Here is a 2,653-nt window from a genome sequence, read left to right as displayed (position 1 = left end):
TCAGTTCTCCTTTAAATAGACTTTTAAAATGTCCTTTTAATCCACTTACATTTCTATTTCCTATTAAGTCGTCTAATGCACCTGCAAAAAACATTGCCATCATAGAAAATATATATAAAGCTAGACATAAAAGCCATACTATATTCAGATTATAGTTACTTGAACTTACAAACCATATATTGTTTAATGTTACAAAACCTAATATTATACTGTTTATTATAATCATTGGTAAGAATACAATTCCCATTCCAACTGGTATCATTTCATTTTTATAATTAGGTCTAATTACATTTCCGTTTACTAACATACTTTTAAATAGAGGTATCATAAAATATGTTCCTAAAAATCCTAATGCGAACAATATTGCATGAAAAATATATTGTGACATACAACTACCTCCATTCTTTTTTCTTTTGTCTTACTACTTTTTTGATATGATAAAACTGTTTACCTCTGTGTATAAACCCTTTTAAATCTCTTCCTGTTTCAGAATGAGTCATATTTACTAATACTTCTTCTATTTTGAAGTTATTTTTTAGTATGTCTATTGTCATACCAACTTCAACACCATATCCAAATGGTATTTCATCAAATATTTCAAGAACTTCTTTTTTAAATATTCTTTGTCCTGATAAAGTAGATGTAAGCTCTACTCCTGTCATTTCTTTAACAGACTCTTTAGCTAGATTTTTTACAAAACCTAGACCACCTTTTTTCTTTGCTGGAGGGAATTTTGCAATAGTTACATCACATTCATTATTTATAATAGGTGTTATTAATTTTTCAACTTCACTTGCAGTATTTCCTAAATCTCCATCTAAAAATCCTATTATGTCTGCTTTTTTCATAGCTTCTTTTAAACCATTATTTAAAGCATATCCTTTACCTCTATTTTGACTTTGTGTTATTACGTTTATTTTGTCGCTTTTTACACTTTTAGCAACTTCAGATGTCTTATCACTAGATCCGTCATCTACTACTATGATTTCGTCTATTTCTTTTATATCTTTGATACTTTCTAATGTATCTTTGATTTTATTTTCTTCGTTATAAGCTGGTATTATTATACTTATATAGCTCATATTATATCTCCTTATTCAAATTTTGTAAGTTTATTTTGAAAATGGCATTAAATCAGTAGTATTTTCACCTATACCATAATTTCCAACTTTACTTTCATCTTTTACTAACATAGTTAAAGATATTTTTCCTACTTCAGAATCTATATTATCTATAGTTGATATATTTAAATCTGAACATAATTTTATAAATTCTGATGTACTTTCTTCTCTTTGAACTGCTACTAAATATTTCTTTTCTGATTTTAATTTAGAGATAATATTTTTTTCTTTTACTTCAAAAGAGTTTTTCATATTTTCATCTTCATTTTCGCCTACTAAAACTACAGAATCATATGAAGCATAATCTTTATTTAAAGATTTAATTTCTATTAAGTCTAATTTTGCTAATTTTTCTAAATCACTTTTAGCAGTTTCTCCATTTAAAGAATCTATTATATAGTTTATGCAATCTTGAGATGATTTTATTTCTATACCTGTAGCCTCTGCTGCTTCTTTTAATTTCTCAGAGTCTTCTATAGTGTCTTTTATTACTATATTGAAAGCTAAATTTCCATTAGCTTCTTTTATTGTATTTTCTAATTCTTCACTATAATCATTCTTCTCATTAGTAAGTATTATTCCAGTATTTTTATTAGTTAATGCATCTGCAATTAAAAGATTATAATTTTGTGATACATAAGTCTTTAATTTATCGTATTTTTCATTTAAGCTATCTATTTGTTTATTTAAATCTGATTTTTCTTCATTTAATGAGTCAAATTTCTCTTCAAATTGTGATAAAACTTCGCTTTGTTGTTTGCTAAGCTCTTGATCGTAATTTAAATTAAATCCTACTATAATACCTATACCTAAAGCTAAAAATATAGAACCTATAGTAACAATATAGTATTTCATATTTATATTCATTATTTAGTCCTCCTAGTTTACATATTCAGTTTCATTTTTAATTGCAATAATTTAATAAGTTGTTGTACAGTTGGAGATAAATAAGCGATTATTAAAACCGGGAAAATCGCTGTTACTACTAAGGCCCATATATATTTCATTTTTAACTTACTTTTATAAAGTAAATTAACTCCCTTTGCATCTATTAATTTAGCTCCTATTTTTAATCTTACTAAGAATGTAGAAGCCATACCTTTTCTTCCCTTTTCAAGGAAGTCTATCATATTAGAATGTGAACCTAATGCAACTATAAGTTCTGCTCCATATTCATATGCAGTAAGCATAGCAATATCCTCACTAGTACCTGGTGCAGGGAAAACTACAGCATCTAACCCTAAATCTTGTACTCTTTTAAGTCCAGGTGCTCTACCATCTACATATGCATGTACTACTATTTCTTTTGCTTTTTTAAGGGCTTCATCTGTAACACTGTCCATATCACCAACTATTACATCTGGATCGTATCCACATTCAATAAGAGCATCTGCTCCACCGTCAACACCTACTAATATTGGTTTCATTTCCTCAATATAAGATCTTATTGTTGCTAAATCTTCTTTGTAGTCTTGACCTCTAACTACAACTAATACATGTCTATCTTTATAATCCGTAGCCATTTTAGGGAT

General features: G+C 27.4%; 3 protein-coding genes and 1 pseudogene. All 4 read right to left on the bottom strand.

The annotated features are described in order from the left end of the window. Nucleotides 1-388 (bottom strand): annotated as a pseudogene (locus tag Q5F54_RS12795) (glycosyl transferase); the annotation flags it as partial. Between the two features lie 4 nt (nt 389-392). After that, a complete protein-coding gene (locus Q5F54_RS12790) occupies nt 393-1,082 on the bottom strand; it encodes a glycosyltransferase family 2 protein (protein ID WP_007287336.1) in 690 nt (229 codons plus the stop codon). Nucleotides 1,083-1,112: 30 nt separating this feature from the next. Then, complete coding sequence (locus Q5F54_RS12785; protein ID WP_302334555.1) at nt 1,113-1,988, bottom strand: copper transporter; 876 nt, start codon at nt 1,986-1,988, stop codon at nt 1,113-1,115. Between the two features lie 17 nt (nt 1,989-2,005). After that, nucleotides 2,006-2,653 (bottom strand): putative cytokinetic ring protein SteA (gene steA, locus Q5F54_RS12780; RefSeq protein WP_302334554.1); only part of this gene is annotated, 648 nt, incomplete at its 5' end.

Origin of the sequence: uncultured Romboutsia sp., assembly GCF_958366745.1 — a bacterium.
In the GTDB taxonomy this organism is placed as follows: Bacteria; Bacillota; Clostridia; order Peptostreptococcales; family Peptostreptococcaceae; genus Romboutsia; species Romboutsia timonensis.
This window is presented reverse-complemented; position numbering and strand designations above follow the sequence as displayed.

Excerpts from the sequence above, each read along its gene's own strand:
- Q5F54_RS12785 (WP_302334555.1), bottom strand. The coding sequence starts at position 1,988 with ATGAATATAAATATGAAATACTATATTGTTACTATAGGTTCTATATTT.
- Q5F54_RS12790 (WP_007287336.1), bottom strand. The coding sequence starts at position 1,082 with ATGAGCTATATAAGTATAATAATACCAGCTTATAACGAAGAAAATAAA.